General features: G+C 72.0%; 17 protein-coding genes. 7 read left to right on the top strand and 10 right to left on the bottom strand.

Annotation, left to right across the window (positions count from 1 at the left end):
- Positions 1–5: 5 nt before the first annotated feature.
- Both COUCH_RS00420 and pdhA read right to left on the bottom strand, forming a co-directional pair.
- A complete protein-coding gene (locus tag COUCH_RS00420; RefSeq protein WP_430640865.1) occupies positions 6–992 on the bottom strand; it encodes an alpha-ketoacid dehydrogenase subunit beta in 987 nt (328 codons plus the stop codon).
- A complete protein-coding gene (gene pdhA / locus COUCH_RS00415; protein ID WP_249610135.1) occupies positions 992–2,131 on the bottom strand; it encodes a pyruvate dehydrogenase (acetyl-transferring) E1 component subunit alpha in 1,140 nt (379 codons plus the stop codon). The genes COUCH_RS00420 and pdhA overlap by 1 nt, the downstream gene beginning before the upstream one ends.
- A gap of 415 nt (positions 2,132–2,546) precedes the next feature.
- On the opposite strand from pdhA, the gene COUCH_RS00410 reads away from it, so the two are divergent.
- On the top strand, positions 2,547–3,809 hold the full coding sequence (locus COUCH_RS00410) for a hypothetical protein (RefSeq protein WP_249610134.1): 1,263 nt from the start codon (positions 2,547–2,549) through the stop codon (positions 3,807–3,809).
- A 5-nt stretch (positions 3,810–3,814) separates the two neighbouring features.
- Here the strand turns inward: COUCH_RS00410 and COUCH_RS00405 are convergent, their stop codons facing one another.
- From COUCH_RS00405 to COUCH_RS00395, 3 genes are read right to left on the bottom strand one after another with little or no spacing between them, the layout of a single operon-like run.
- Positions 3,815–5,038, bottom strand: coding sequence for a hypothetical protein (locus COUCH_RS00405; protein WP_249610133.1), 1,224 nt, complete (start codon positions 5,036–5,038; stop codon positions 3,815–3,817).
- 35 nt (positions 5,039–5,073) lie between these two features.
- Positions 5,074–6,762 (bottom strand): GTPase, encoded by a 1,689-nt coding sequence (locus COUCH_RS00400; RefSeq protein ID WP_249610132.1) that lies wholly within the window; start codon positions 6,760–6,762, stop codon positions 5,074–5,076.
- Positions 6,759–9,074, bottom strand: a complete 2,316-nt coding sequence (locus COUCH_RS00395; RefSeq protein WP_430640864.1) for a dynamin family protein — start codon at positions 9,072–9,074, stop codon at positions 6,759–6,761. Before COUCH_RS00395 ends, COUCH_RS00400 begins: the two co-directional genes overlap by 4 nt.
- A gap of 379 nt (positions 9,075–9,453) precedes the next feature.
- Between COUCH_RS00395 and dnaK the strand changes: the two genes are divergently transcribed.
- The 4 genes from dnaK to COUCH_RS00375 all read left to right on the top strand — a co-directional run bounded on the left by dnaK (position 9,454) and on the right by COUCH_RS00375 (position 13,750).
- Entirely contained in the window at positions 9,454–11,337 is a 1,884-nt protein-coding gene (gene dnaK / locus COUCH_RS00390) for a molecular chaperone DnaK (protein WP_249610131.1), read from the top strand.
- On the top strand, positions 11,334–11,981 hold the full coding sequence (grpE, locus tag COUCH_RS00385; protein ID WP_249610130.1) for a nucleotide exchange factor GrpE: 648 nt from the start codon (positions 11,334–11,336) through the stop codon (positions 11,979–11,981). Before dnaK ends, grpE begins: the two co-directional genes overlap by 4 nt.
- Before the next feature lie 112 nt (positions 11,982–12,093).
- Positions 12,094–13,278, top strand: coding sequence for a molecular chaperone DnaJ (gene dnaJ, locus COUCH_RS00380; protein ID WP_249610129.1), 1,185 nt, complete (start codon positions 12,094–12,096; stop codon positions 13,276–13,278).
- A gap of 31 nt (positions 13,279–13,309) precedes the next feature.
- Positions 13,310–13,750: a heat shock protein transcriptional repressor HspR gene (locus COUCH_RS00375; RefSeq protein WP_249610128.1), complete on the top strand. Its 441-nt coding sequence runs from the start codon at positions 13,310–13,312 to the stop codon at positions 13,748–13,750.
- 43 nt (positions 13,751–13,793) lie between these two features.
- Here the strand turns inward: COUCH_RS00375 and COUCH_RS00370 are convergent, their stop codons facing one another.
- The 4 genes from COUCH_RS00370 to COUCH_RS00355 all read right to left on the bottom strand — a co-directional run bounded on the left by COUCH_RS00370 (position 13,794) and on the right by COUCH_RS00355 (position 17,405).
- Positions 13,794–14,240, bottom strand: a complete 447-nt coding sequence (locus tag COUCH_RS00370) for a hypothetical protein (RefSeq protein WP_199513356.1) — start codon at positions 14,238–14,240, stop codon at positions 13,794–13,796.
- A gap of 217 nt (positions 14,241–14,457) precedes the next feature.
- Positions 14,458–15,663, bottom strand: coding sequence for a cation:proton antiporter (locus tag COUCH_RS00365; protein WP_249610127.1), 1,206 nt, complete (start codon positions 15,661–15,663; stop codon positions 14,458–14,460).
- Between the two features lie 8 nt (positions 15,664–15,671).
- Entirely contained in the window at positions 15,672–16,169 is a 498-nt protein-coding gene (locus COUCH_RS00360; RefSeq protein WP_249610126.1) for a cation:proton antiporter regulatory subunit, read from the bottom strand.
- Positions 16,170–16,187: 18 nt separating this feature from the next.
- Positions 16,188–17,405, bottom strand: a complete 1,218-nt coding sequence (locus COUCH_RS00355) for a sugar efflux transporter (protein WP_249610125.1) — start codon at positions 17,403–17,405, stop codon at positions 16,188–16,190.
- Positions 17,406–17,573: 168 nt separating this feature from the next.
- Here COUCH_RS00355 and clpB point away from each other — a divergent pair, with 168 nt between their 5' ends.
- Positions 17,574–20,162, top strand: a complete 2,589-nt coding sequence (gene clpB / locus COUCH_RS00350) for an ATP-dependent chaperone ClpB (protein WP_249610124.1) — start codon at positions 17,574–17,576, stop codon at positions 20,160–20,162.
- Positions 20,163–20,214: 52 nt separating this feature from the next.
- Here the strand turns inward: clpB and COUCH_RS00345 are convergent, their stop codons facing one another.
- A complete protein-coding gene (locus COUCH_RS00345; protein ID WP_249610123.1) occupies positions 20,215–20,394 on the bottom strand; it encodes a hypothetical protein in 180 nt (59 codons plus the stop codon).
- A gap of 349 nt (positions 20,395–20,743) precedes the next feature.
- Here COUCH_RS00345 and COUCH_RS38765 point away from each other — a divergent pair, with 349 nt between their 5' ends.
- On the top strand, positions 20,744–21,691 hold the full coding sequence (locus COUCH_RS38765; RefSeq protein ID WP_275980053.1) for a hypothetical protein: 948 nt from the start codon (positions 20,744–20,746) through the stop codon (positions 21,689–21,691).
- Positions 21,692–21,749: the final 58 nt, after the last annotated feature.

The raw sequence follows: 21,749 nt of genomic DNA, 5'->3' as shown, positions 1-21,749 counted from the left end.
CGGCGTCACCAGCCGAAGGAACGGTCGACGGCGTCCAGGACCCGGTCCAGGTCCGGGAGGTACTCCTCCTCGACGCGGGCCGCCGGGTACGGGGTGTCGTAACCCGTCACGCGCAGCACCGGCGCCTCGAGGGAGTAGAAGCACTCCTCGGTGATCCGCGCGGCGATCTCCGAGCCCATGCCGAGGTTGCCCGGCGCCTCGTGGACGACGACGGCGCGGCCGGTACGGCGGACCGAGTCGTACACCGGCCCGAGGTCGAGCGGCGACAGCGTGCGCAGGTCGATGACCTCGAGGCTGCGGCCGTCCTCCTCGGCGGCAGCGGCGGCGTCGAGCGCGACCCGGACCATCGGGCCGTACGCGATCACCGTCGCGTCGCTGCCCTCGCGCACCACGCGGGAGGCGTGCAGCGGGTACGCGCCCGCCAGGCCGGCGTCGAGGTCGACGTCGCCCTTCTCCCAGTAGCGACGCTTCGGCTCGAAGAACACGATCGGGTCGTCGGAGGCGATGGCCTGCTGGATCATGACGTACGCGTCCGCGGGGTTCGAGCACGTCACGACCTTGAGGCCGGGGGTGTGCGCGAAGTACGCCTCGGGCGACTCGGAGTGGTGCTCGACCGCGCCGATGCCGCCGCCGTACGGGATCCGGATGACGATCGGCAGCCGTACGTTGCCCAGCGAGCGGAAGTACATCTTCGCGACCTGGGCGACGATCTGGTTGTACGCGGGGAACACGAAGCCGTCGAACTGGATCTCGCACACCGGCCGGTACCCGCGGATGGCCAGGCCGACCGCGGTGCCGACGATGCCGGCCTCGGCGAGCGGGGTGTCGATGACCCGGTCCTCGCCGAAGTCCTTCTGCAGGCCGTCGGTGATCCGGAAGACGCCGCCGAGCTTGCCGACGTCCTCGCCCATGATGACGACCTTGGAGTCGCTCTCGAGGGACCGGCGCAGGCCGTGGTTGAGCGCCTTGCCCAGGGTGATCTTCTCGACCATCAGTGCCCACTCCCCTCGAACGACGCCTGGTAATCGGCGAACTGCTGACGCTGGGCGTCGACCTCGGGCGAGCCGTTGGGGTAGACGTTGTCGAACATCGTGACCGGCTGCGGGTCCGGCATGGCCAGCACCCGTTCGCGCAGGTCGAGGGCCAGCTTGCGGGCGCTCTCGTCGACCTCGCCGAAGAACGTGTCGTCGGCCAGCTGCTGCTTGGTGAGGAACGCCTTGAGCCGGCTGATCGGGTCCTTGGCCTTCCAGGACTCGACCTCGCTGGCGATGCGGTAGCGGGTCGGGTCGTCGGAGCTGGTGTGCGCGCCCATGCGGTACGTGTACGCCTCGATGAGCGTGGGTCCCTGGCCGTTGCGCGCGTTGTCCAGCGCCGCCCGGGTCACCGCGAACGTGGCGAGCACGTCGTTGCCGTCGATCCGTACGCCCGGGAAGCCGTAGCCGGCGGCGCGACGGTACAGCGGGATGCGCGTCTGCCGCTCGAGCGGCTCGGAGATCGCGTACTGGTTGTTCTGGCAGAAGAAGACGATCGGGGCGTTGAACACGCCGGACCAGACGAACGACTCGTTGACCTCGCCCTGGCTGGTCGCGCCGTCGCCGAAGTACGCGATCACGGCCTCGCCCTCGGGGCTGCCGGTCTTGCCGTCCATGGTGATGCCCATGGCGTAGCCGGTGGCGTGCAGCGTCTGCGAGCCGATGACGATCGTGTACGTGTTGAACTTGAACTCGTTCGGGTCCCAGCCGCCCTGGTCGACGCCGCGGAACAGGCCGAACGGCATGATCGGGTCGATGCCGCGGGTGTAGAGCACGCCGTGCTCGCGGTAGGTGGGGAACGCCATGTCCTGCGGGCGCAGCGCGCGGCCGGAGCCGACCTGCGCGGCCTCCTGGCCCAGCAGGCTGGCCCAGATGCCCAGCTCGCCCTGCCGCTGCAGGGCGGTCGCCTCGGCGTCGAGGCGGCGGACCGTGACGAGGTCCTTGTACAGCTCGCGGTACTCGTCGTCGGTGAAGTCGACCGAGTACGTGACGCCCTCCGCCGTGGTGACGCTGTCGACGCGCTCACCGTCCGGGGTCAGCAGTTGAACGAAACCGCCGGCCGGGGCATCGAGCCCAGGCTGACTTTCGTCGTTCGCCATCCGTGTCTCCCTGTTCATCTCTGCGCCCACGGCGGGTGTTGCCCGTCCGCGCGGCGGACCGCTCGTGCGCCGCGCCTGGCCCGGGTGAGGTTGCCGCGCGGTTGGTCGGCGAGGTCGCAGACCCCGCCGGGGAGTGACGACCCCCACCGCGCCCCGCTGGTGGGCGGAGGGCGACGGCGGCGGTGCCGTCGCCCCCATCCTCGCAGAGAACGTGAGTGTCGCCACAGGTCAGGTCGATCACAGATCCGAAATCTTGCCGAGCCATCGGTAGAGGTGTTTGTCCGAATAAGCGGTTTTCGTACCGTCACTTCCGTCTGAACGGACGATCCGCGCCGCTCCCGAACGCCGCGTCCGTCGTTCACCCCAGCAGCCGACGGATCCATCTGGATCTTTGACTCTGGGGAGGGTGCCGGCCGTGCCGGAGCAGCCGAACGACGACGGGCTCGTGCCACCGATCAAGGTGTTGCGCAAGCGCCTCAACGGCGTCTACAGCGCGGAGGGCTTCACCGGACCGACCCGCCGCTACGTGCTGCTCGTCGTGATGCTCGTGGGCCTGGCGTCGCTGCCGACGCTCGCGGCGATCACCGCCGGCTCCGACGAGCTCGCCGGCGGCGACACCAAGGTCACCGACGTGCCGTTCATCCCGCCGGCCTCGTCGGGCCCGGTCCGCGTGCCGACCCCGCCGAGCGGCGCCCCGACGCCCGGCGCCGGGCCCGTGCACGGCCAGGCCCAGAAACGCAAAATCAGAAAGTACGGGGACAGCGCATCGGACAATTCACGGCGTCCCCGGCGCACTGCCGCGACGGCAAGTCCCGCCCCAAGGGGCAGCACCCCGGCCCACGACCGTTCCGAAAGGTCGACCCCACCCGGCCCGGTACGCCCGGCGCCCGCGGGCGGCGGCTGGACCGGCGTGCTGAAACCGCACCGCCCGACCCTGCCGGACCGCCAACCGGCCGACCCCGGCCCGGACCCGGACCCGGACGAATCGGAACCGCCCGTCCCTACCCACCCCGCCGACCCGGGCGACCCGGACCCGGGCGACTCGGTCGACCCGGGGGATTCGGGTGACCCGGGCGACTCGGTCGACCCGGGGGATTCGGTTGACCCAGGCGATAACGGGGACCCGGGGGACGACGGCGATTCGGGCGACGACGGCGATCCGGGCGATTCCCCGGACCCGGGCGACGGCGACCACAGCGGCGATCACGGCGGCGGCGATCACGGCGGCGGCAACGGCCACGACGGCGGCGGCGATCAAGGCGATGGCGGCGGCCACGGCGATCAGGGCGATGGCGGCGATCAGGGCGATGGCGGCGGTCACGGCGATGGCGGCGATCACGATGGCGGCGGTGGGCGTCCCCCGTGGTGTGCCGACCGCAAGCGCACGCCGGCCGCCCACCACATCCCGACCCGCCTCAAGAAGATCGTCATCCACCGGTCGGCCGAGCCGGCCCGTCGTCCCCACACCAGCCGGAGAGCAGCCGTGACCGACCGCCCGCACAACCTCGGCTCCCCGTCCACGGCGGCCCGTACGCACAACAGCCACCGCTACCGCTGGGCGCCGGACGCCGACCACGCCGCGACCCGTCCGTACCGGGGCAGTCACCGGGCGGACGACCGTACGCCCGCCGCGGACCGCAGTTCCCGGACCGGCGGTCACCACCACGAGCGCCGGTAGCGGGCTCAGGTGTCGTCGGAGAGGCGGTGCCGGTTGGTCTCGATCCAGGCGTCGATGGCGTCCGGATCGTTGGGGTCGACGCCCTCCGAGATCAGCTGCGCCACCGCCGCCGTCGCCGGGCTGCGCTTCTCGCCGGTCGCGTAGAGGCGGGCGAACTCGGGGATCATCTCCTCGACGATCCCGTCGGTCTGTTCCGCCGCCGCCGCCGGCAGGCCCTTCTTGCGCATCGCGTACGCCGACCAGGCCCGGGTGACGCGCGGGAGCATCGCCGCGTCGTCCATGTCGAGGACCGCGCGGCGGTGCACCCAGTCGAGCAGGAAGAGGCCGGCCACGGCGGGGCTCCAGCGCAGCGGGTCGGTGTCCGGCAGGCTCGCCGCGTGGTCGAGCAGCAGGCTGAGGCAGAAGTGCAGGGACGCCAGCTCGTCGTCGGCGGACACGGCGTCGAGGCCGAAGCGGGCCGCCTCGGGTGACGACAGGAAGTCGCGGACGTGCTGCTCGCGGTCCGGCCCGCTGAGCTCGGGCGGCTCGGCGGGCGCCGGGACCGTCGACCGGGGCAGCAGCGCGAGGCGCGCGACGGCGAGGGCCCGGTCGGTGGCGAGGTTGCCGTCCTGCGGCAGGTCGCCCAGGTCGTCGGTGATCTCGAGGTGGCGGTCGACCTCGGTGCGCAGCCGGGCCGGGTCCTCCTCGCGGAACCAGGTGAGCTCGTCGCCGGCACACATCTCGCGGACCTGGCCGAGGATGCGTTCCGCCGGACCGCCGACGTACACGTCCTTGGTGATGCCGATGTTGTGGTCGACGAGGGCGACCACCGCGTGTTCCGGGCCGCCCTCCTCGGTGTCGTCGTAGGCGAAGGTGACCAGGTAGGACGTCTGGTCGCCGTACACGTCGCCGTACGCGTAGCAGCCGGTCGGGCGGACCCGGCCCAGGTGGACGGTCCAGGCGGGGGCCTGTGCTCCGGCCCGGACGTCCGCGGCGCCCTCGGCGTCCGGTACGAGCGCCGCGAACACCTCGCGGATCGTCGTGGCGGACGCTGTGCGCCGGCGTGCGGTGGCGCTGAGGAACTGGCCCACGAACTCGCGGACCGCCGCCGCGCGGTCGGCCGTGGCCACGGAGTAGACGCTGCCCAGCAGCGCGGTGCCCAGCATCTCGGCGTCGAGGGCACAGTCGAGCTTCGCCACGTCACGCGCCGCGTGCAGGACCGCGTCGTACGGAGTCTGAGGTGCGGCCATGTCGCCGAGCCTACCGGCACGGCAGGGGGCAGACCCTATTCCGAACGGACGACTGTCAGCGCCTCGCGGGCCTGCGCGTACCCGTTGAGCACCTCACGCACCGGCGCCACGACGTACTCGCGGCCGACCTCGGTGACGGATGTGCGCAGCCGTTGCTCGGCGCGGCGCCCGGCGCGGCGGGCTCCCGCGTTGACGATCGGGCGCAGCACCACGGCCAGCAGCAGGCCCAGTATCAGGCCGCCGAGCAGCAACAACGTGGGCAGCGGCACCTCGCCGACCTTCGGGTTGTCGAACGCCGGCAGGCCGAGGACACGGACCGCGTACCCGGCGAGGAGCCAGCCGAGGCCGACGACCGCGGCGATGGTCAGCAGCCACTGCAGCAGCCCGACGGCGGTCCACCAGAACGGTTTGCGGCTCATCCCGAGATCGGTCTTGGCCACCGCCCGGTCGAGCGCGTCGGGCAGGTCGCCGAGCCGGGACCGGGCGGCCGTGTTGAGCGCCGGGGCCCAGACGTCGGGGATCGGCGCGGCGGCCCGGGCGGCCACCGCCCGCACGGACAGGCCGACCGCCGACTTCTGCGCGGCGTCGGCCTCCGGCAGGGAGGTACGCGAGACCGGGACGAGCTCCTTCGACGGCTCGGCGGTCTCCGTCTTGTCCGTGCTCAGGTGCAGCCGCTTCAACGGGTCGGCGCGCAGCTTGCGGACACCGCGGATCAGCGGCCAGCCGGTGCTCGCGATCGCCCGGTGCCGGTACGCGCCCTCGGTCGCGGCGGCCACGGCGGGAACCCCGGCGGAGGCGGCGAGGGCTTCGCTGAGCTGGCGTACGGTCGCGCGGTCGATCTCGTCCTCGGCGGCCGGCGGCCCGATCGTCGCGGCGAGCTGCTCGGCGACCGCGTCCACGTCCCCGGCGAGCCGGCGCAGCGAGGCCTGCCGCTCGGCGACCGTCTTCTCCAGGGCGGCGCGCAGCTCGTTGAGCATGCCCGGCTGCTTCGCCGAGGTGGCCATGGCGGGCACGCCGGTCAGCCCGTCCTCGTCGAGAAGGCGCTTGAGGTCGGTCAGCACGATCTCGGTGTCGGTGGGCGAGAGCCGGTCCGCCTGGTTGAGCACCACGATCGTCACGTCGGTGTGCGAGCGGAACTGCCGCAGGTACGCGTTGTGCAGGATGCGGTCGCCGTACTTCTGCGGGTCCACCACCCAGACGACCTGGTCGACGAGGCCGAGCAGGCGGTCCACCTCGAGCCGGTGCCCGCGTTCGACCGAGTCGAAGTCCGGCAGGTCGAGCAGGACGAGCCCGCGCAGGGCCGCCTCGTCGTCGCCGTCCAGGGCGCTCTCCCGGACGAAGCGCTGCCGCGGGAGCACGCCGATCCAGTCGAGCAGCGGGTTGGCGGTCTCCAGCGGTCCCCACACGCAGGCGTGCGCGACGCCGGTGGTGGGGCGGCGGACGCCGACGGGTGACAGCTTGAGCCGGGCCAGCGCGTTGAACAGGCTGGACTTGCCGCTGCCGGTGCTGCCGGCGAGCGCGACGACGGTGTGGTCCTGGGAGAGGGCGAGCCGGCTGCCCGCGCGTTCGACCAGCGTGTGCGCGGCCACCAGGTCGTTGTCCGGCAGGTACGGGTCGGTGACCCGCAGGAAGCGTTGCAGCGCCTCCAGCCGCTCGACCAGCTGCTGGGCGTCCACCCGGTCGTCGCCGGTCAGGGCGCGCTTCACCTTCTCGACGAGGCTCATGACGGCGTCCCGGTCAAGGCGAGTTCCTCCCTGGCGCGCTCCACGTCGGCGGCGGCCTGCCGCAGCGTAGCGCCCGGTTCCAGTTCGAGGCCCACCGCGGCGGTACGGTCCGTGTACCGCGCCGCCTCCTTGTCGAGCAGCACGTTGACCCGGGCCAGCAGCTCTTCGCGGGAGCGGGCGGCGAGCGTACGGATGGCCTGGTCGCCGAAGACCGCCTCGAGCACCTTCTGGGCGGCCACGGTGGTGCCCGCGCCGACCGCCACCTCGGCGCCGGTCGGGATGAAGGCCGTCGACGTGAACACCGCGATCATCACGGCCAGGCCGACGCCGTTCACCGCGTACGCGGCACCGCGCGCGACGATCCGCTTGTCGCCGGCCTCCTGGCGCACCAGGTCCAGCACCCACTGCTGCCAGTCGCGGACCACGCGTTCGGCTTGTTCGGGCAGGTCGGGCGAGGGCTTCTGCAGGGACGGCTCGAGCAGCCCGGTCCCGGCGGGATGCGCCTGCCACGCCGCGTACGCCTGCTCGGCCGCGTCGGCGGCGACGCCCCGCAGCAACGTGACGAGCTGCGACTCCAGAGCCACCTGCAGGTTGCGGCCGGGCGCGGGACGTCCGGTGATCGCCGCGACGACCTTGTCGCGCAGCTGTCCGACGCGGGACTCGAGGGTGCGCAGGAACTCGCCGGTCCCGACGAACTCCTGCCACCGGGCCAGCACCTCGCCGCGCAGCAGCCGGCCGTCCTGCAGACCGTTCTCCATGGTGCGGCGGGCCGTCCGGTACGCCGCCGTCACCCGCTCGTCCAGCGCCTTCGCGGCGACCGCCTGCTCGTCGGCGGCCGCGGCCAGCCCTTCGACGGCGGGCCCGAGCGCGGTCAGTGCCCCGTCGAGTGTCTGGCGCACCACGGCGGCGCGCGCGCTCGCGTCGGCGGCGAGCTGCGCGAACCAGTCGTGCAGCTGCGCCGTCACGTCCTCGGGCAGCAGCCCCTGACGGTCCAGCGTGGTCTCGGGCAGCACGAACAGCGGCGCGGCACCCATGTCGTGCTCGGTGAGCATCTCGGCCAGGTGCGCGGAGATCTCACCCGCGGCGTCCGCCGGCACGCGGTCCAGGACCAGCGCGATGACGGTGCCGCGCAGCCGAGCCGTCTTCAGCAGCTCCCACGGTACGGCGTCCGCGTAGCGCGCCGCGGTCGTGACGAACAGCCACAGATCCGCCGCGGCCAGCAGTTGCGCCGCCAGTTGCCGGTTGCGGTCGACCACGGAGTCGATGTCCGGCGCGTCGAGGAATGCGAGGCCGGGCCCGAGCGCGGGCGCCGCGACGAGCTGCAACGTCCGCGGGTCGGTGCTGGACTCCGCCGTGCGCGTCAGCCCCGGCAGCAGCTCGCCCTTGCGGAACCACGACGAGTCCGACGGGTGGCTGACCAGCACCGGTGAGCGGGTCGTCGGACGCAGCACCCCGGCGGCGCTCACGGGCGCGCGGACGAGGCTGTTGACCAGCGTCGACTTGCCGGCGCCGGTGGAACCGCCGACCACCACGAGCAGCGGCGCGTCGAGCCGCGCCAGGCGCGGCAGAAGGTAGTCGTCGAGCTGGGAGACGAGCGCGTCGCCGACGCGCTTGGCCTCGTCGGCCGAGGGCATGACCAACGGGTACGCGGTCCCGCCGATCGTCGCCCGCAGCTGGGACAGAGCAGTGGCGAGCCGCCCCACCTCGGCCGGCGCCTCCACCGGCGGTACGGCCTCCAGCGCGGCAGCGCCCGCCGACGTGGGGGCGGGACTGGTGGGCAGCGGCGCGAGATCGTCCAGGGTCTGCGGCCGCGCCTGAGTGGTCACGGTGTTGCCGCTGGTGGACGCGGCCGGCGGCGGCCACTCGGGCGTCCCGGTCCCGCCGTCGGGCTCGGCCTTGACCTCCGCGGTCGGCTGGGGGTCCGTGGCTGGTTCCGGCTTCGCCTCGGCGGCCGGCTCCGGGTCGTCCTCGGCGTCGACCGGGGCCGCGGCCTCGTTCTCAGCGGCCGGCTCCGCGGCGGGCTTGACCTTCGCGGTGGGCTCAGTGTCTGCGGTGGCGGGCTCGACCTCCGCGGTGGGCTCAGCCTCTGCGGTGGCGGGCTCCACGGTGGGCTTGACCTCCGCGGTGGGCTCAGCTTCGGCCTCGGTGGCCGGCTCCTTCTCGGCCTCCGCCTCCGCCGGCTTCTTGGCGGGCGCCTTCGCGGGACGCTTCTTCCTGGCGGCGGCCGGGGCCGGGTCGGGCGCCGGCTCCGCCTCCGGGGGCTCGGAGGGCGCGGTAGTGCCCCGTTCCTCGGGTTCGCCTGTCTCTGCCATGGAATCCGGCCCGGGTGGTGGTGCGGTCGGGGACGCTGTGGGCGTACCCGTGGATCTGCTCGTCCCGGCAGCGGCCGGACCGGCGTTGGTCTGCGGTTTTGTCAGCGGGGTGTCGGCTACGGCGGGCGTGGCCGACGGACCGACCGCGTCACCGTGCGTCGTCACGGGTAAAGCGTGCCCGATCTATGCATCGCAGACAACAGGTACCCCACCCGTCGTGACCGGACAGGGACCTTCGACGCACAAGTTGCGCCGGGTTGACTCAAGTTCGACTTGCGGACTGGTGATCCCGTGGCATCATTGAGTCCGGTCCACTCAACTTGAGACCCGAAGCTTGCATCACACCAGCAAGGACCCGGTTAGAAGCGAGGAAGCGAACATGGCACGAGCGGTCGGCATCGACCTCGGCACCACGAACTCCTGCGTCAGCGTTCTGGAAGGCGGCGAGCCCACCGTCATCGCCAACGCGGAGGGCTCCCGGACGACTCCGTCCATCGTCGCCTTCGCGCGCAACGGCGAGGTGCTCGTCGGCGAGGTCGCCAAGCGTCAGGCGGTGACGAACCCCGACCGGACGATCCGTTCGGTCAAGCGTGAGGTCGGCACCAGCTGGTCCATCGACATCGACGGCAAGAAGTACACCCCGCAGGAGATCTCCGCGCGGGTGCTCATGAAGCTGAAGCGTGACTCCGAGGCCTACCTCGGCGAGACCGTCACCGACGCGGTGATCACCGTTCCCGCGTACTTCAACGACGCGCAGCGCCAGGCCACCAAGGAGGCCGGCGAGATCGCGGGCTTCAACGTCCTGCGCATCGTCAACGAGCCCACCGCCGCCGCGCTGGCGTACGGCCTGGACAAGGGCTCCAAGGAGCAGACCGTCCTGGTCTTCGACCTCGGCGGCGGCACCTTCGACGTCTCCCTGCTCGAGCTCGGCGAGGGCGTCATCGAGGTCAAGTCGACCTCCGGTGACAACCACCTCGGCGGCGACGACTGGGACCAGCGGATCATCGACCACCTGGTCAAGACCTTCCGCGGCGAGCACGGCGTCGACCTGTCCCAGGACAAGATGGCCCTGCAGCGCCTCCGCGAGGCTGCCGAGAAGGCCAAGATCGAGCTGTCCGCGGCGACCACGACGAGCATCAACCTGCCGTACATCACGGCCGGTCCGTCGGGCCCGCTGCACCTGGACATGACCCTGAGCCGCGCCGAGTTCCAGCGCATGACGCAGGACCTGCTGGACCGCTGCAAGGGCCCGTTCGAGCAGGCCATCAAGGACGCCGGCGTCAAGGTCGCCGACGTCGACCACGTGATCCTGGTCGGCGGCTCGACCCGTATGCCCGCCGTCTCGGACCTGGTCAAGTCGCTGACCGGCCGCGAGGCCAACAAGGGCGTGAACCCGGACGAGGTCGTCGCCGTCGGCGCCGCCCTGCAGGCCGGCGTGCTCAAGGGTGAGGTCAAGGACGTCCTGCTGCTCGACGTGACCCCGCTGTCGCTGGGCATCGAGACCAAGGGCGGCATCTTCACCAAGCTCATCGAGCGCAACACCACGATCCCGACGAAGCGCTCCGAGGTCTTCACCACGGCCGACGACAACCAGCCGTCCGTGCTGATCCAGGTCTTCCAGGGCGAGCGTGAGATCGCGGCGTACAACAAGAAGCTCGGCACCTTCGAGCTGACCGGCCTGCCGCCGGCGCCGCGCAACGTGCCGCAGATCGAGGTCACCTTCGACATCGACGCGAACGGCATCGTGAACGTCCACGCGAAGGACCTGGGCACCGGCAAGGAGCAGAAGATGACGATCACCGGCGGCTCCGCGCTGCCGAAGGACGACATCGAGCGCATGATGCGCGACGCCCAGGACCACGCCGACGAGGACAAGAAGCGCAAGGAGGACGCGGAGACGCGCAACCTCGCCGAGCAGCTTCAGTGGCAGACCGAGAAGTTCCTGGCCGAGAGCGGCGACAAGCTTCCCGAGGACGCCCGCAACCAGATCAGCGAGGCGCTGGGCGACCTGCGCGGCGCGCTGGGCGGCAGCGACATCGAGAAGATCAAGACCGCGCACGAGAAGCTCGCCCAGGTCTCCCAGCAGGCCGGTTCCCTGCTCTACGCGCAGCAGCAGCAGGACGGCACGCAGGGTGCGCCGGGCCCGGACGGCACCCAGGACGCGTCCGGCGGCGCGGCCGGTGCGAGTGGCACGGGCACGGGTCCGCAGGGTGGCGCTGACGACGTCGTGGATGCCGAGATCGTCGAGGACGACAAGAAGTGAGCCGGACGGACGACGGGGACGCTCAGGCGACCGAACGCGTCGTCATCCGGAATCGCCGCAAGATCAACATGAACGGTGAGGACACCACGGTGGCCAAGGAGCCCGAGGAGCAGGCCGACGAGCAGCCCCGGGAGTCGACGGAGTCCAGGGGCGGCGCGCACCGCGCCGCCGAGGAGCCGGAGGACGAGGGGCACACGACGCCGGGTCTCGGCGCCGAGCTCGAGGCGCTACGCACCGAGCTGGAGGAACGCACCCGCGACCTGCAGCGGGTGACAGCCGAGTACGCGAACTACCGCAAGCGCGTCGACCGCGACCGCAGCGCGGCGGCCGAGCAGACGACCGGCGCGGTGCTCACCGCGCTGCTGCCGGTGCTGGACGACATCGACCGGGCGCGCGAGCACGGCGACCTGGTCGGGCCGTTCGCCGCGGTCGCGGAGTCGCTGGGCGCGGTGGTCGGCAAGCTGGGCCTGGCGGCCTTCGGCGAGAAGGGCGACGCGTTCGATCCCACCCGCCACGAGGCGGTCGCGCACCTGACGGCGGCCGACGTCACCGAGCCGACCTGCGTCGAGGTCATGCGCCGCGGTTACACCCTCGGCGAGCGGCTGTTGCGGCCCGCGATGGTCGCGGTCGCCGACCCCGCATGACGATGTCCCGTCCCGCCCACCGGCAGGTGGGCGGGACTCCCGTCCGACCGCTCCACCCGCCGCCCAGGACAGGACTCGACAGGCGTTGCATCCATAGGAGGAGGTGGGGCGGATGAGTTCGAAGGACTGGCTGGAGAAGGACTTCTACGCCGTTCTCGGGGTGGGCAAGTCCGCCTCCGCCGATGAGATCAAGAAGGCGTACCGGAAGCTGGCCCGGGAGAACCACCCGGACCGCAACCCCGGCAACAACGAGGCCGAGGAGCGGTTCAAGGCCGCGTCCGAGGCGTACGACGTGCTCTCCGACGACAAGAAGCGCAAAGAGTACGACGAGATGCGCTCGCTGTTCGGCTCGGGCGCGTTCCGCCGGGGCGCCCGCCCGGGCGGGGCGCAGTTCGACCCGTCGGACCTGTTCGGCGGGTTCAGCGGCGCCGGAGCGGGCTCGGGTGCCGGCGACCGCCGGTTCGGTGGCGCCGGCTTCTCCGACATCTTCAGCTCGATCTTCTCCGGCGGTGGCGCCGGCGGACCGGGGCGTCGCGGGCCGCAGCGGGGCCGCGACGTCGAGGCCGAGGTGACGCTCGACTTCGCGCACGCCGTCAAGGGCACGACCCTGCCGCTGACGCTGCGCTCGCCGGGCGTCTGCGACACCTGCCACGGCAACGGGGCGAAGCCCGGCACCCAGCCGCGCACCTGCCCGCAGTGCCACGGCTCGGGCCTGCTCTCCCGCAACCAGGGTTCGTTCAGCTTCTCGGAGCCCTGCCGGGAATGTCAGGGCGCGGGCACGATCGTCGACGAGAAGTGCCCGGAGTGCCGCGGTACGGGCGGGGTCACCAAGAACCGCACGATCAACGTCCGCTTCCCCGCCGGCGTCGCCGACGGACAGCGGATCCGGCTCAGCGGCCGGGGCGAGCCGGGTGAGCGCGGTGGTCCGGCCGGCGACCTGTACGTGCAGGTCCGCGTACGCCCGGACGACCTGTTCGGCCGCGTCGGCGACGACATCACGCTGACGGTGGCGATCACGTTCGCGGAGGCGGTGCTCGGCACTGACCTGCGGGTGCCGACGCTGGACGCGCCGGTGACCCTGCGGGTGCCGCCGGGCACGCCCAGCGGTCGCAAGTTGCGGGCCCGGGGTAAGGGTGTGCAGCGCCGCGACGGCCAGGCCGGCGATCTGCTGGTCACCGTCGAGGTGCAGGTCCCGGCCGGCGTCTCCGGCGAGGCGCGGGACGCGCTCGAGCAGTTCGCGAAGTTGACGCCGCAGGCGGAGCGCGGGCGTATCGAGGCGCGGCTGCGCCGGGGATAATCGCCCGCACGGGACACCTTCGGGAGGTGGCATGTACGAAGAGATCAACATCTCGGTGGAGCGGGCCTCCGACGCGAAGGTCCTGATCATCTCCGTCGCGGCGAAGCTGGCCGGGATGCACCCGCAGACCCTGCGCCAGTACGACCGGCTCGGCCTGGTGCAGGCGGGGCGGGCCGGCGGCGGGGGCCGGCGGTACAGCGAGCGTGACGTCGCCCTGCTGCGCGAGGTGCAGAAGCTGAGCCAGGAGGAGGGCGTCAACCTCGCCGGGATCAAGCGGATCATCGGCCTCGAGCAGCTCGTGGGCGAGCTGCAGGAGCGGGTCGCCCGGCTGGAGTCCCAGCTCGACGACGCGTACCGGCGGATCGCTCAGCTCGAGGCGGTGGGGCCGTACCCGCGCCGCGACCTGGTCCGCCAGGACCGCCCGTCGACGGCTCTCGTGGTGTGGCGACCCCGCCGCTCAGGGGACAAGTAGAAGCCGCCGGTGCTCGCGAGCACCGGCGGCCTCGTTCAGCGGTTCAGCGGCGGCCGAAGAGCGCCAGGCGGCGCGGGTGCCGGACGAGGCCACCCTCGATCCAGTCCTCGTAGTCGAACAGCTCGGGCCGGGTCATCAGCACCCGGCAGTTGTGCGCCCAGATGGACATCGGCTCGTCGCCGACCTCCTCGGCGCGCTCCACGTACTTCTTCAGGCGGCGCTTGCGCTGCGAGGACGCGTTGGGGCGGACGCCGTCCGCCGCGTAGATGTACATGCAGTGCTGGGCGAACCGGCGGGCCGGGCACTGCCGGTCCATGGCCAGCTCGAACAGCGTCGGCGCCAGCACGTCACCCGAGATGAGCAGGTCCCAGTCGGACGGCATGCTGTCCAGCGGCACGGCCTCCGGGTGGTACGCCCAGGCCTGCAGCTCCTCCGGCCTCGGGTCGACCGGGTTCGTGAACCCGAAGAACGTCGACTCGCGCACGGTCACGATGCCGCCTCGTCACGCTGATTCATTCGCCGTCCTCCTCCGGCACCGGGCCCGCGCCTGCGGTGGAGAGCCCCCTCGTTCCGCCGCGTCGCTGGTCGCCCCGATAACACGATGTTGTCGCGGCGACACGTTAGCGCGATCCACGAGCCGGCGGAAGTGATGGTGTATCACTTTCAGATACTGGTCAGTAACCTTGAGCAGTCTGGAAGTTGCCTGGTCAGTCGGTTGCGGGCAGCGGCTCGGCCGTACGGCTGACCGCCATCCGCCGCCGGACGAACTTCTTGAACCAGGTGTAGTCGGGCAGCCGGGCGAGCAGCGGCCCGCTGACCACGGTGATCAGCACGTACGCGGTCGCGAGCGGGGCCAGCCCGGGCTCGACGCCGCTCGCCACGGCCAGGCCCGCGATGACGATCGAGAACTCGCCGCGGGGCATCAGGGCGAGCCCGGCGCGGACCTGACCGGGCAGGGCGATACCGGACCGGCGGGCGGCGAGGATGCCGGTGCCGACCTTGGTGAGCATCGTGAGCAGCGCGAGCCCGAGGGCGGGCAGCAGCACCGGCGGCATCGCGGCGGGATCCGTGGAGAGCCCGAAGAAGACGAAGAACACCGCGGCGAACAGGTCGCGCAGCGGCGAGAGCATCTGGACGGCGCTGTGCGCCAGTTCGCCGGAGAGCGCGATGCCCACCAGGAAGGCGCCCACCGCGGCGGAGACCTGCAGCTCGGCGGCGACTCCCGCGACGAACAGGGTGAGGCCCAGAACGCTGAGCAGCAGCGCCTCGGCGTCCTTGACCGACATGAAGCTCGAGATGGCGTGGCCGTACCGGATCGCCGCGACCAGGACGGCGATCACCGTGAGCACCGCGACCGCCAGCGCCTTCACCCCGCCGAGCAGGCCGGCGCCGGCCAGGACGGCGGTGACCAGCGGCAGGTAGAAGGCCATCGCCAGGTCCTCGATGACCAGCACGGAGAGGATGACCGGCGTCTCGCGGTTACCGAGCCGGCCCAGGTCGGCGAGCACCTTGGCGATCACGCCGGACGACGAGACCCAGGTGATGCCGGCCAGCACCAGCGCCGCCTGCCAGCCCCAGCCCAGCAGCAGCGCGAAGCCGGCGCCCGGCACCGCGTTGAGCAGCGCGTCGATGAGGCCGGCGGGCGCGGCCGAGCGCAGGTTGCCGACGAGCTCGCTCGCCGAATACTCCAGCCCGAGCATCACCAGCAGCAGGATCACGCCGATCTCGGCGCCGATCTCGATGAACTCCTCGCTCGCCGAGAGCGGGATCAGGCCGCCGTGCCCGAAGGCGAGCCCGGCGAGCAGGTACAGCGGGATCGGGGAGAGCCCGACGCGCCGGCCCAGGCGGCCGAGCATGCCCAGCGCGAAGAGGAGCGCGCCGACCTCGATGAGGAGAATCGTCGTGCCGTGCACAAGCCGGCTCAGTCGCCGTGGTCGCCGGCGAGGATGGCGGTGACGCCGTCCAGGCCCTGGCGGGTGCCGACAGCGACCACCACGTCGTTCGCCTCGAAGACGAACGACGGGCCCGGCGACGCGATGACCTCGCGGTCGCGCAGGACCGCGACGATCGACGCGCTCGTCCGGGTACGGGCCTTGGTGTCACCCAGGCGGCGGCCGACGAACGGCGAGCCCGCGGGCAGTGCGACCTGCTCGGTGAGCAGGCCCGCGGCCTGCTGACGCAGGCCGGAGAGCTGGCCCAGCATCAGCGAGGCGCCGAGGACGTCGGCGAGCGCCTCCGCCTCGTCGTCGGTGAGCGGTATCGCGGCGAGGCACGCGTCGGGGTCGTCGACGTCGTACAGCACCAGGTCGCGGCGGCCGTTGCGATGTGAGACCACGCCGACCGTACGGCCCGAGGACGTCACCAGGTCGTGACGGACGCCGATGCCCGGAAGTGGAGTCTGCTCTACCCGTACGCGCACCGTTCCACGGTAACGGATCTACCCGGCTGCGCCCGTGACCCGCCGCTGCCGGACCAGGGCGAGCAGGAGCAACCCGGCCGCGCACAGCCCGGTGCACATCCAGTACGCGAGCCGGTAGCCGAAGTGCTGGGCGAGGCCGAACAGCGGCCCGGCGAGCATGGCACCCAGCGGGAACGAGTTGGTGAACAGCGTCGTCGCCCGCCCGGGGTGCCGCGGCAGCATGTCCTGCATGTACGTGATCCCGAGCGCCCCCACCGCCGCGATGAACAGCGCGTTGAACAGCTGCGCCCCGACGAGCCACCACACGCTGGTGCTCACCGCGACCGTCGCGTAGTACACGACCCCGAACGCGGCACCGGCGAAGACCATCAGCCGCAGCGGCAGCCGCGTCGAGAGGGCGCCGACCCCGAGCATGAGCGGGATCTCCAGCGCCGCGCAGAGGCCCAGGACGAGGCCGGCGTCCGAGACGTCCCCGCCCAGGTCGGTGCTGATGAACAGCGGCAGCGCCTGCACGGCCAGGGTCAGCGGCGTCTGCATCAGCGTGAACGCGGTGGCCGTGAGCAGCAGCGTCCACCGGGGCGTCTCCAGCGGTTCCGGGTCGGTGCCGTCGCCGGAGGGCTCGGTGGCCGTGGCGGCGGGCGGCCCCACCTCGCGAAGCCAGAGAAGGCCGACCGCGGCGGCGACGGCGTACATGACGGCGGCGCCGCCGTACACCCAGGTGAAGCCTCCGGCGTCGAGCAGAAAGGCGGCCAGCGGCGGCCCGGCCACCCAGGCCAGGGAGAAGACGGTACGCAGCGCGCTGATGCCCATCGCCGACCGTTCCGGCGCGTCACGTTCGAGCACCTGACGGGCGTACGCGAAGGATTGCGGGAAGAGTGAGTTGGCGACGGCGATGGCCGTGACGGTGAGCCCGAGCAGCACCCAGTAGTCCCGCACGACGGCGGTGAACGCGCAGCCGGTCATGCCGGCCAGCGCACCGCCGATGAGCAGCGCCCGCCGGATCGGCCGCCGGTCCGACAGCCGCCCGATGAGCGTGGAGCCGAGGACGCCGGACAGCGGCGCGACCACGAGGAAGACCGTCACCTGCAGCGGGCCGGCGTCGACGTCCGTGCTGAGGAAGAGCGACAGGAACGGGCCGACCAGGGCGGTCGAGATGCCGACGGCGAGGAAGACGAGGCCCAGGGGGAGGAGCGCACGAGCAAGCTGCGGCGTACGCCGCGGGGTGTCCAGGGCCATGGCCGCGACGCTACGGGCCGTCCGGGGGCTTTGCCCACGGAGATACCGGTTACGGAGGTCTCTTTCCGGCCGGTGGACTCGCCGACCTAGAGTTGAGTGGAATACGCTCAAGTCTGAGAGTGCTGAACCACTCGGATGCTGTCGCCGAAGATCCGACCAGGGGAGCTCATGAACGCCGAACGTCTGACCACCAAGAGCCGCGAGGTCATCACCGGCGCGGTCGCCAACGCCAGCCAGCGCGGGCACGCCACGGTCGAGCCGTGGCACCTGCTCCTGTCGCTGCTCGACACCGGTGGCTCCACGGCCCCGGCGCTGCTGCGGGGGGTCGGCGCCAACCCTGCCGACGTCCGCCGCGCCGCCGTACGCGCCGTCGAGCAGCAGCCCTCGGCGCGGGGTTCCAGCACCGCGGAGCCCAGCCTGTCCCGCGAGTTCGTGAACGCCATCGGCGAGGCCGAACTGATCGCCAAGCCGCTCGGCGACGAGTACGTCTCCACCGAGCACCTCCTCGCCGGCCTGGCCCGCGTCGGCGGTGCGGTCGGCAAGGTCCTGCACGACGTCGGCGCCACCGAGGAGGCGCTGGTCGCGGCGTTCCCGTCGGTGCGTGGCGGCGAACGCCGGGTCACCAACCAGGACCCCGAGCAGACGTACAAGGCGCTGGAGAAGTACAGCGTCGACCTCACCGCGCAGGCGCGGGAGGGGAAGATCGACCCGGTGATCGGCCGGGACGCCGAGATCCGCCGCGTCGTGCAGGTGCTCTCGCGGCGGACGAAGAACAACCCGGTCCTGATCGGTGAGCCCGGCGTCGGCAAGACCGCGATCGTCGAGGGCCTCGCCCAGCGCATCGTGGCCGGCGACGTCCCGGAGACCCTGCGCGACAAGAAGCTCGTCTCGCTCGACCTCGGCGCGATGGTCGCCGGCGCGCAGTACCGCGGCCAGTTCGAGGAGCGCCTCAAGAGCGTCCTCGAGGAGATCCGCAACTCCAACGGCCAGGTCGTCACGTTCCTCGACGAGCTGCACACGGTCGTCGGTGCCGGCAAGGGCGAGGGCTCGATGGACGCCGGCAACATGCTCAAGCCGATGCTGGCCCGCGGTGAACTGCGCATGGTCGGCGCGACCACCCTCGACGAGTACCGCGAGCACATCGAGAAGGACCCGGCGCTGGAGCGGCGGTTCCAGCCGGTCGTCGTCGGCGAGCCGACGGTCGAGGACACCATCGGCATCCTGCGCGGCCTCAAGGGCCGGTACGAGGCCCACCACCGGGTCCAGATCACCGACGCCGCCCTGGTCGCCGCCGCGGCGCTGTCGGACCGCTACATCAGCGACCGGTTCCTGCCGGACAAGGCCATCGACCTCATCGACGAGGCCGCCTCCCGGCTGCGCATGGAGATCGACTCCCGCCCGGTGGAGCTGGACCAGCTGCAGCGGCAGGTCGACCGGATGCGGGTGGAGAAGCTGGCGCTGGAGAAGGAGACCGACCCCGCGTCGATCGCCCGGCTCGAGCGGCTTGAGCGCGACCTCGCCGACCGCGAGGAGGAGCTGACCGCCCTCAACGCCCGGTGGGAACGCGAGCGCGGCGGCCTCAACCGCGTCGGTGAGCTGAAGAAGAAGCTCGACGAGACCCGCGCCGAGCTCGAGCGCGCCCAGCGCGACGCCGAGTGGGAGAAGGCCTCCCGCCTGCAGTACCAGGAGATCCCCGCCCTCGAGCGCGAGATCGAGAGTGCGGCCGAGGCGGAGGACGAGAAGACCGAGCCGCCGATGGTCAAGGAGGAGGTCGGCGCGGACGACATCGCCGAGGTCATCGCGTCCTGGACCGGCATCCCGGCCGGCCGGATGCTCGAGGGCGAGACCGCCAAGCTGCTGCGCATGGAGGAGTCGCTGCAGGCCAAGGTGGTCGGCCAGGCCGAAGCCGTGGCGGCCGTCTCCGGAGCCGTACGCCGGGCCCGTGCGGGCGTCGCCGACCCGGACCGCCCCACCGGCAGCTTCCTGTTCCTCGGCCCTACCGGCGTCGGCAAGACCGAGCTGGCCAAGGCGCTGGCCGGGTTCCTCTTCGACGACGAGCGCGCCATGGTCCGCATCGACATGAGTGAGTACGGCGAGAAGCACTCCGTCGCCCGCCTCGTCGGTGCCCCGCCCGGCTACGTCGGCTACGAGGAGGGCGGCCAGCTGACCGAGGCCGTACGCCGGCGCCCGTACAGCGTGGTGCTGCTGGACGAGGTCGAGAAGGCCCACCCGGACGTGTTCGACGTGCTGCTGCAGGTGCTCGACGACGGGCGGCTCACCGACGGGCAGGGCCGTACGGTCGACTTCCGCAACGCGATCCTCGTGCTCACCTCCAACCTGGGCTCGTCGGTCGTCTCCGACTTCACCCTCGGCGAGGAGGAGCGGCGCGAGGAGGTCATGGCGGTCGTCCGGTCGCACTTCAAGCCGGAGTTCCTCAACCGCCTCGACGACATCGTGGTGTTCCACGCGCTCACCGCGCAGGACCTCGCGGCCATCGTCGACATCCAGCTCGGCCGGCTGCGGGCCCGCCTGGCGGACCGCCGGCTGAGCCTCGACGTCACCGAGGCGGCGGTGCAGTGGCTCGGCGAGCACGGGTACGACCCGATCTACGGCGCCCGGCCGCTGCGGCGGCTGGTGCAGTCGGCGATCGGCGACTCGCTCGCCAAGGCGCTGCTCGCCGGCGAGATCGTCGACGGCGACACGGTGGTGGTCGGCCTGAACGACCACAAGGACGGCCTGCGCGTCGCCCGCGCCTGAGCCCGGACATGCAGAAGGGCCCCGAGGTTCTCCTTCGGGGCCCTTCTGGCGCTCAGCTTGCCTTCGCCTCCCGCTGCCGGTAGGCGTGGGTCATGAGGATGTCCGTCAGGGCGTGCTCGCCCTCGTCGGACCAGATCCTGATCCCGTCGCGGTGGAGCTGATACCGGACGTCCTCGTAACTGGTTCTCGAGTCGTCATGGTGAACGACGGTCAGGGTGTCTGCATGCGGCATGGGACTCACCGGTCCTTAACTGGTCTGGGGCAGCCGCGGCGTGGTCACGCGGCCTGCGCAATCGGGATGGCGCCCGGATCCGGTCTGCCCGGGCCCCGGCCATGGGTGGGCGGGGGCGGCGACTCGGATGGGCACAGGGCGGCGCCGTCGGACTCCGATGCCTGCGGCGCGCCACGAGATGGAAGTGTATGGGCCGGGCTCAACGTCTGTCGCCCCCTGAACGAGCGACCAATTTCATCCGATTTCGTCCTACGTCGGGCGATGTTGCCACAGTGTCGGGGCCGGTGTCCGCCGGTCCGCGCTTCTGGCAGCCACCCGATACCGTGAGTGGATCTAGGAGGGAGCGCCGATGTACCCCGGAGCACCGGCACCGCGTTCACGCCCCACGGTCGTCACCGTCTCGTCGTACCTGCTCTATCTCAGCGCCGCCCTCATCGTGCTCAACGCGGTGATGGCACTGACGACGATCTCGACGATCTCCGACGTCTACACCGACCTGTACGCCGGCACCTCCAACAGCGGCATGGAGAGCGTCATCGTCGGGGCCAGCGCCGTCGGCATCGGCATCGACTTCCTGCTGGCGGCCGGCCTCGCGGTCCTCGCAATCTTCAACAACCGGGGCCGGCAGGGCTCCCGGATCACCACCTGGGTGATCGGCGGCATCTCGCTCTGCTGCTTCGGCTTCGGCCTGATCGGCAACGCGGCGACCAGCGGCATGAACTTCGACACGGGCAGCACCACCGGGCCCAGCGCGCGGGAGGTCGAGCAGCGGCTCAACGACGCGCTGCCGTCCTGGTACAAGCCGGTGACGACGACGCTGAGCATCCTGCTGGTCCTCGCCGTCCTCGCCGCGATCATCCTGCTGATGCTGCCGGCCGCGAACGCGTACTTCCGCAAGCCGCAGCAGACCTGGGACCCGTCGATGCCGTACCCGGCGTACCCGGGCCAGCCCGGTTATCCCGCTCAGCCCGGTTATCCCGCCCAGCCCGGCTACGGGGGTCAGCCCGGGTATCCGCAGTACCCGGCGCCGGGGTCCTTCCCGACCTATCCGGGGACCGCTCCCGCCGGGCCGGCCTCGCCGGGCGCGACGCCTGCGGGTGCCACGCCTCCGGGAGCGACCCCTCCGGGTGGTGACCCGCACACCGGCAGCGTCCCGGCGACCGATCCGTGGAGTGCACCCGCCCAGCCGTCGTCTCCTCCGTCTTCCGAGACGCCGCCGACCTCGGGCACGGACACGCCGCCCTCGCCGTCCTCGCCGCCGGAGCAGCCGGGCCGGCCGCCGACCGACCCCGCCTGACATCGGTCCCGTCACGCGCCGCCGGGTAACCCCGGCGGCGCGTCGCGCGTCCAGGTAG

The sequence above is a fragment of the Couchioplanes caeruleus genome, assembly GCF_023499255.1.
GTDB classification, from domain to species: Bacteria; Actinomycetota; Actinomycetes; order Mycobacteriales; family Micromonosporaceae; genus Actinoplanes; species Actinoplanes caeruleus_A.
The sequence above is the reverse complement of the archived record's forward strand: the minus strand, read 5'-3'. Positions and strand labels throughout refer to the sequence as shown.

Coding starts and splice junctions, on each gene's coding strand:
- COUCH_RS00420 (WP_430640865.1), bottom strand. CDS start 992: ATGGTCGAGAAGATCACCCTGGGCAAGGCGCTCAACCACGGCCTGCGC.
- pdhA (WP_249610135.1), bottom strand. CDS start 2,131: ATGGCGAACGACGAAAGTCAGCCTGGGCTCGATGCCCCGGCCGGCGGT.
- COUCH_RS00405 (WP_249610133.1), bottom strand. CDS start 5,038: ATGGCCGCACCTCAGACTCCGTACGACGCGGTCCTGCACGCGGCGCGT.
- COUCH_RS00400 (WP_249610132.1), bottom strand. CDS start 6,762: ATGAGCCTCGTCGAGAAGGTGAAGCGCGCCCTGACCGGCGACGACCGG.
- COUCH_RS00395 (WP_430640864.1), bottom strand. CDS start 9,074: ATGGCAGAGACAGGCGAACCCGAGGAACGGGGCACTACCGCGCCCTCC.
- dnaK (WP_249610131.1), top strand. CDS start 9,454: ATGGCACGAGCGGTCGGCATCGACCTCGGCACCACGAACTCCTGCGTC.
- dnaJ (WP_249610129.1), top strand. CDS start 12,094: ATGAGTTCGAAGGACTGGCTGGAGAAGGACTTCTACGCCGTTCTCGGG.
- COUCH_RS00375 (WP_249610128.1), top strand. CDS start 13,310: ATGTACGAAGAGATCAACATCTCGGTGGAGCGGGCCTCCGACGCGAAG.
- COUCH_RS00355 (WP_249610125.1), bottom strand. CDS start 17,405: ATGGCCCTGGACACCCCGCGGCGTACGCCGCAGCTTGCTCGTGCGCTC.
- clpB (WP_249610124.1), top strand. CDS start 17,574: ATGAACGCCGAACGTCTGACCACCAAGAGCCGCGAGGTCATCACCGGC.
- COUCH_RS00345 (WP_249610123.1), bottom strand. CDS start 20,394: ATGCCGCATGCAGACACCCTGACCGTCGTTCACCATGACGACTCGAGA.
- COUCH_RS38765 (WP_275980053.1), top strand. CDS start 20,744: ATGTACCCCGGAGCACCGGCACCGCGTTCACGCCCCACGGTCGTCACC.